This window comes from Nonomuraea mangrovi, from assembly GCF_042681425.1.
Lineage (GTDB): Bacteria > Actinomycetota > Actinomycetes > Streptosporangiales > Streptosporangiaceae > Nonomuraea > Nonomuraea mangrovi.
In genome coordinates, this window is the sequence record NZ_JBHUFV010000105.1 from 154,086 (window position 1) to 160,661 (window position 6,576).

The following is a 6,576-nucleotide window of genomic DNA, read 5'->3' on the forward strand; positions in this document are numbered from 1 at the left end:
ACCTGATCGAACGGCCCTGGCGCACCTCCGCCGGGGCCGATCATGTTTGGAGATTATCCCGTGCCCATCCAGACGACGGTGTCCGTGCTCCCCCAAGCGCCCGCGGACTCCGCACTGCTGGCCGTGCCGTACGACTCGGGCCTGAACCCCCAGGTCGAGCTGCCCGTGCCGGTGGCCGCGCTGCTGGCCCACTACGAGGCCAAAGGCGAGGCGGGTGAGATCGTCGAGATTCCCGTCACCCGCGGAGACGCGGTGGGCAGGGTCCTGCTGTACGGCGTCGGCGACGGTTCGCCGCGCGCGCTCCGCAAAGCCGCCGCCACCCTGACCCGCAGGGCCAAGGGCAAGCCGTCCCTGACCGTCGTGCTCCCTTCCTGCGACGCCGCGGTGTTCGCCGAGGCCGCGCTGCTGGCGGCCTACACCTTCAAGATCGGCGCCCAGGGCACGACCCCCGTGGGAGCGCTCACGCTGGTCGGCGCCGACGAGGAGGCCGTACGGCGGGGCGAGACCGTCGCCCAGGCCGTCGCGCTGGCCCGCGACCTGACCAACACCCCCTCCTCCACCAAGACCCCGGCGTGGCTGGCCGACCAGGCGACGGGCACGGACCTCGAGGTCAAGATCTGGGAAGAGGAGGAGCTGCGCGCGGACGGGTTCGGCGGCATCCTGGCCGTCGGGCAGGGCTCGGTCCACCCGCCCCGGCTGATCCAGCTCTCCTACGCGCCCGAGGGCGCCGACAGGCACATCGTGCTGGTCGGCAAGGGCATCACGTTCGACTCCGGCGGCCTGTCGCTCAAGCCGACCGACAACATGAAGACCCAGAAGACCGACATGGCGGGCGGCGCGGTCGTGATCGCGGTCATGGGCGCGCTGGCCGCCCTGGGCTCCCGCGTGCGGGTCACCGGCCTGGTCGCCGCGGCCGAGAACATGCCGTCGGGCACCGCCCAGCGGCCCAGCGACGTCATCACGCACTACGGCGGCACGACGGTCGAGGTGACCAACACCGACGCCGAGGGGCGCCTGGTGCTCGCCGACGCGCTCGCCTACGCCGACGCGGTCCTCGACCCCGACGCGATGGTCGACGTCGCCACCCTGACAGGGGCGATCAGCGTCGCGCTCGGGCGCAACATCGGCGCCGTCTACTCCTCCGACGACGAGCTGGCCGACGCGCTCATCGCGGCGGGCGCCGAGACCGACGACCGGCTGTGGCGGATGCCGCTGATCGACGACTACCGTCCCGCGCTCGACTCTCCCATCGCCGACATGCAGAACGCCGACCTCGGCGGGCGTTACGGCGCGGGCTCGATCACCGCGGCGCTGTTCCTGCGGGAGTTCACCGGCAAGCGTCCCTGGGCGCATCTGGACATCGCCGGCGTGGGGCGGAGCACGGTCGACGAGGGCACGGTGACCAAGGGCGCCACGGGTTTCGGCGTCCGCGTCCTCATCGAGTGGCTCACCCGCTCCTGAGCCGCCGCCCCGGATTCCCCTGGCCTGGCCCGGTGGGTGGGACCGTCCATCCACCGGGGTCCCGCAGGGGAACGCCTGGCGCCGCCGTTCAGTCGGAGATCTTGACGGCGGCCAGCAGACCGTCGCCGAGCGGCATCATCAGCGGCCGCAACCTGTCGTCCTCCTGGACGAGCTTGCCCAGCTCCCGGACCGCGACCGTGTCGGGGTCACGCTGGGAGGGGTCGGCCACCCTGTTGTGCCACAAGGCGTTGTCGAAGGCCACGATCCCGCCCACGCGCAGCAGCCGCACCGCCTCGGCCAGGTAGTCGGCGTACTCCTGCTTGGCCGCGTCGGCGAACACGAGGTCGTAGCCGCCGTCCGACAGCCGGGGCAGCACGTCGAGGGCGCGCCCGATGATCAACCTGATCCGTCCGCCGGAGAAGCCCGCGTCCGCGAAGCTCTGCCGGGCCAGACGCTGGTGCTCGGGCTCGACGTCGACGCTCGTGAGCGTGCCGTCGGCGCGCATGCCGCGCAGCAGCCACAGCCCCGACACCCCGCACCCCGTGCCGATCTCCACCACGGCGCGCGCGTTGAGCGCGGTGGCTAGGAAGCACAGCGCGGCACCGCCTCCGGGAAGGATGGGCGGCGCGCCCATCTCGTGGCCGCGCTGTCGCGCCGCGTGCAGGATCTCATCTTCCTGATGGAACTGCTCCGCATAGGCCAGAGTGGCCTCTACCGGGCTGGTCATCGGCCTCTCCTCCCCACTTCCGTGCAATTGGTCACCGATCGCAGCCTAGGGGAGACACGCCACGACGGGAACTCTGGTCGCGCCCAACGCGTTGCAGGTTTAAACGGGCTTTGCCGGTCCTGAAGGCAGGCAGTGCGCACGAAGGGACGAAACCAGGCACTATGGCGGTAGCGGCGGTGGTCCCAGAGAGAGGAGTGCTGGTGGACGGAAGCGACCACCAGGCTGATCCTCACGTGTCAGATGTGTCTGAATGGACTCCTCCCACCTGGGAGGAAGTGGTGCGGACGCACTCCGCACGCGTGTATCGGCTTGCGTACAGGTTGACCGGCAACGTGCACGATGCGGAAGACCTCACCCAGGAGGTCTTCGTCCGGGTCTTCAGGTCGCTGTCGAGCTACACACCCGGCACTTTCGAGGGCTGGCTGCACAGGATCACCACGAACCTGTTCCTCGACATGGCGCGCAGGAGGCAGCGGATCCGCTTCGAGGGTCTCGGTGACGACGCGGCCGAGCGGCTGCAGGGTCGCGAGCCCTCGCCCGCCCAGGCATGGGACGACGCGCACATGGAGCCTGACATCCAGGCCGCGCTCGACTCCCTCGCCCCCGAGTTCAGGGCGGCGGTCGTGCTGTGTGACATCGAAGGCCTGTCGTACGAGGAGATCGCGGCCACGCTCGGCGTGAAGCTTGGCACGGTCAGAAGCAGGATTCACCGTGGCCGGGCACAGCTACGGGAGGCGCTGGAGCACCGGGCGCCCCGTAGTGCTGAACTCCCCCCGACCGTGACCCGTGGGGAGGAAGTCTGATATGTCGCACCTTGGAGAGCGCGCATCCGCGCTCGTGGACGGCGAGCTGCGCCACGCCGAGCGTGAGCGCGCCCTTGCCCACCTGGCCTTCTGCGCCGACTGCAGGAGGGAGGTCGAGTCGATGCGGGCGCTGAAGTCGCGCCTGCGGTCGCTCGAAGGCCCCCCGATGCCGGCCGACCTGACCATGTCGCTGCTGCGGATGGGTGAGCCAGGTGACCCGATGCCGCCCAGGGAGCGCCCCTTTCCGACCTTCGGCGGCGTTCCGCTTCCAGGCCCGCGCAGCATCGCACCGCCGGACAACAGGCCTCGGGGTACCTCAGGTGCCACGTCGCGGCCCGGACGGTCCCGCAGGCGTCCGGCCTATGTGGCCGTAGGCGTCGTCTCGGCGGCGGTCGCCCTCGGCACGCTGTTCGTGGTCGCGGGGCAGGACCAGGGCCCCTCCGTCTCCCCTCCGGTCGAGGTGTTCAAGCAGGTCCACAAGACCACGGCGCCCTACGGCAACCCGCCCTCCGCCACGCCGTGAGGCGGCTGCCCGCCGTCCTCACGCTGGCGCTTCCGATGGCGCTCGGCCTGTCGGGCGCGGCCTACGCCGTGCCCGACGACTCCGAGAACGAGGACACGGGGCTGCCCCTGCTCAGACAGTCGGCGATGGCCGCGAGGGACCGGCCGTACGCGGGCACGCTGTTCACCACCGCAGGCGCGGTGCTCGCCGTACGCAACACGCCCGGCACGGGCATGACGGTCGACGCGCGCGCCACCGACCCGGGGACACCGGCCGGCGGCCTGCTGGCCCCCTCCGACGGGATGCTGCGCACCCTCGGCGCCAACTACCGGGTGGTCGAGGGGCGCGACGGCAACGTCTGCGGCAGGGCCGCGCGCCTGGTCGAGGCGGTACGGCACGACGGGCGCCCGGCCGCCCGCTACTGGATCGACACGGCGAGCGGGATCCTGCTGCGCCGCGAGGTGCTCGACGGCCACGGCAGGGTGGCGCAGGCCGAGGCGTTCGTCGAGGTGACGATTCCCACACCGGTTCCGCTGGCGCACCCCATCGCGGCGGTGAGGGCGGCGCAGGGCCCGCCGACGGCCGCGAGCCTGAGAGCGCAGGGGTGGAGCTTCCCCAGCGTGCTGCCGGGCGGGTTCGAGCTGGCCGGTGCCTCCGAGGGCGCCGGTTATCTGAAGCTGGGATACTCGGATGGAGTGTCCGTTGTGTCGGTGTTTGTTCAGCGGGGCACTCTGGACGAGGAGCGTCTGGCAGGTTGGCGTAGTCAGCCTCGCGACGGGAATACGATCTGGATCCGGGACGCTGCAGGACTGGAGATGATCTGGGCGAGTGGAGGCCATGTCTACACCGTGGTCGCGGACGCGCCCTCGGACGTGGCCGAGGCCGCGATCGGTGGGCTGCCGCACGAGGCGGAGCCTGGCTTCTGGCAGCGGTTCGCTCGCGGCGCCGATCGTGTGCTTTCCTGGGTCAACCCGTTCGCTTGACGCTCGCTTTACAACTCTCGAACGCCGCACGCGAGAAAATCGCGGTGTCCGACCAAGGAGTGGTGAGACTAGATGACCGACGAGACGCGCCCTACAGACGGACGCACGCCGTCGGACCTCGCTGAGCCCCAGGGACGGCCTGAGTTCCTGCCCGCCCACGACGGGTGGGAGAGCGCCCGGACCGAGCAGCTCGGCTGGGATCGCGGTGAGCAGGTCCCGCCTGCCCAGCCGTACGGCACCGGCTGGGGCGACCCCTCGGGGCGGTCGGCCGCCAACGACACGGCCGTGTTCGGCGCGCCCGAGCAGGGCCCCCCGCTGCCACCTCCGCCGCCCACGCAGGCGGTCGGCATGGGTCACGGATGGGGGCCGCCGCCCATCCCCGCCGACGGCGGGTACGCCCCCTCGCGCCGCGGGCCGAGCACGGGCGTGCTGGTCGCGCTGGCCGTGGTGATCGCGCTGCTCGCCTCGGTGATGGGCAGCGTCGGCACCTACCTGCTCACCAGACAGGGCAGTTCGGGCACCGACCCCTCCTACTCGCTCGGCCCCGCGCCGTCCGCCGACACCAGCAGGGCGCCGGGCACGATCGCGGGCGTGGCCTCGAGGGTGCTGCCGAGCGTGGTCTCCCTGGAGGTCGAGGGCAACGCCGACGCGGGCACCGGTTCCGGCTTCCTGATCAAGGGCGGCTACGTGGTCACCAACAACCACGTCGTCGCGCTCGCCGCCCAGGGCGGCGCCATCAAGATCGTCTTCAACAACCGCAAGTCCACCAGCGGGCGGATCGTCGGCCGCGACCCTGGCTCCGACCTGGCCGTGGTCAAGCCCGACCAGACGTTCGGCACGCCTGAGATCACGCTCGGCAACTCCGACCAGGTCGTCGTCGGCGACCCCGTGATCGCGATCGGCTCGCCGCTCGGCCTCACCGGCACCGTCACCACCGGCATCGTCAGCTCGCTCAACAGGCCCGTCGTGGCGGGCGAGGACAACGACCCCGATCCCGCCTACATCAGCGCCATCCAGACCGACGCGGCCATCAACCCAGGAAACTCGGGCGGGCCGCTGGTCAACACCAAGGGCGAGGTCGTCGGCGTCAACTCCGCGATCGCCACCCTCAGCAGGGCGGTCTCCAGCCAGAGCGGCAGCATCGGCCTGGGCTTCGCGATCCCGATCAACCAGGCCAGGCGCGTCGCCCAGGAGATCGTCACCACCGGCTCGGCCAAGCGCGTCAAGATCGGCATCATGGTCGACTCCGGCTACCGCGGCGAGGGCGTGCGCATCGCCTCCCAGCCCGCGCAGGGCCGCCAGCCGGTCGAGGCCGACGGCCCCGCGGGCAAGGCGGGGCTGAAGGCCGGCGACATCATCCTGGAGATCGACGGTCTGCGTATCCAGGACAGCACCGAGCTCATCTCGCTGATCCGCAGCAAGAACCCCAACTCGAAGATCTCCATCAAGTACAAGCGTGGCGGCGAGGAGCGCATGGCCACTCTCGTCGTCACCGCCGAGCAGGAGCCGAATCCGAAGCCGTCATGATCTGGATCTCGCCCGGGCTGGGTGCTTCATCGCCCGGGCGAGCCCTTAGTCTGGAACTGGCCGGGGTTGTCCCCGGAACCGGTTGCACAGTGTAGGAGCTTGCGGTGTTCGGACTCGGTTGGATGGAGGTCGGGGCGCTCGTCGTGATCGCGCTGCTGGTCTTCGGTCCTGACAAGCTGCCGCAGGCGGCGTCTCAGGCGGGCAAGACGCTGCGCAATCTGCGACGCATGGCGACCAGCGCGCGCGACGACCTCAGAGCGGGCCTCGGCCCCGAGTTCTCCGATTTCGACCCTGCCGACCTCAACCCGAAGAACTTCGTCCGCAAGCACCTGCTGGAGGACGCGGAGGAGGCCTGGAACTCCACCCCCGCGGCGCTCGAGCCCGCGCCTGTGGGCGCCTCTGAGCCCTATTCCGAGCTAGGGTACGGCGAGCTGCCCCCCTACGACTCCGAGGCCACCTGAGGGCCTTCCCGCCGCTGTGACCGCCGTCGCCGGAGTGCCGCGACGGCGGGCGGCAAGCGTGAACAGTGCCGCGGGCGGGCGGCAAGCGTGAACGACGTCGCGGGCGTGCCAT

General features: G+C 71.1%; 7 protein-coding genes. 6 read left to right on the top strand and 1 reads right to left on the bottom strand.

Translation table 11 applies throughout. The annotated features are described in order from the left end of the window. The first annotated feature begins 60 nt into the window (after window positions 1–60). A complete protein-coding gene (locus ACFSKW_RS53155; RefSeq protein WP_379583264.1) occupies window positions 61–1,461 on the top strand; it encodes a leucyl aminopeptidase in 1,401 nt (466 codons plus the stop codon). Window positions 1,462–1,549: 88 nt separating this feature from the next. Here the strand turns inward: ACFSKW_RS53155 and ACFSKW_RS53160 are convergent, their stop codons facing one another. Beyond that, on the bottom strand, window positions 1,550–2,188 hold the full coding sequence (locus tag ACFSKW_RS53160; protein WP_379583266.1) for an O-methyltransferase: 639 nt from the start codon (window positions 2,186–2,188) through the stop codon (window positions 1,550–1,552). Window positions 2,189–2,349: 161 nt separating this feature from the next. Between ACFSKW_RS53160 and sigE the strand changes: the two genes are divergently transcribed. The 5 genes from sigE to ACFSKW_RS53185 all read left to right on the top strand — a co-directional run bounded on the left by sigE (window position 2,350) and on the right by ACFSKW_RS53185 (window position 6,464). Beyond that, window positions 2,350–2,991 (top strand): RNA polymerase sigma factor SigE, encoded by a 642-nt coding sequence (sigE, locus tag ACFSKW_RS53165; RefSeq protein ID WP_379583268.1) that lies wholly within the window; start codon window positions 2,350–2,352, stop codon window positions 2,989–2,991. 1 nt (window position 2,992) lies between these two features. Next, the gene (locus ACFSKW_RS53170) at window positions 2,993–3,514 is read left to right on the top strand and encodes an anti-sigma factor family protein (protein ID WP_379583270.1); all 522 of its coding nucleotides are present in this window, start codon (window positions 2,993–2,995) and stop codon (window positions 3,512–3,514) included. Next, a complete protein-coding gene (locus ACFSKW_RS53175) occupies window positions 3,511–4,476 on the top strand; it encodes a sigma-E factor regulatory protein RseB domain-containing protein (protein WP_379583272.1) in 966 nt (321 codons plus the stop codon). The genes ACFSKW_RS53170 and ACFSKW_RS53175 overlap by 4 nt, the downstream gene beginning before the upstream one ends. Window positions 4,477–4,548: 72 nt before the next feature. Then, the gene (locus ACFSKW_RS53180) at window positions 4,549–6,003 is read left to right on the top strand and encodes a S1C family serine protease (protein ID WP_379583273.1); all 1,455 of its coding nucleotides are present in this window, start codon (window positions 4,549–4,551) and stop codon (window positions 6,001–6,003) included. 104 nt (window positions 6,004–6,107) lie between these two features. Beyond that, window positions 6,108–6,464 (top strand): sec-independent translocase, encoded by a 357-nt coding sequence (locus tag ACFSKW_RS53185; RefSeq protein ID WP_379583275.1) that lies wholly within the window; start codon window positions 6,108–6,110, stop codon window positions 6,462–6,464. The last annotated feature ends 112 nt before the right edge of the window (window positions 6,465–6,576 follow it).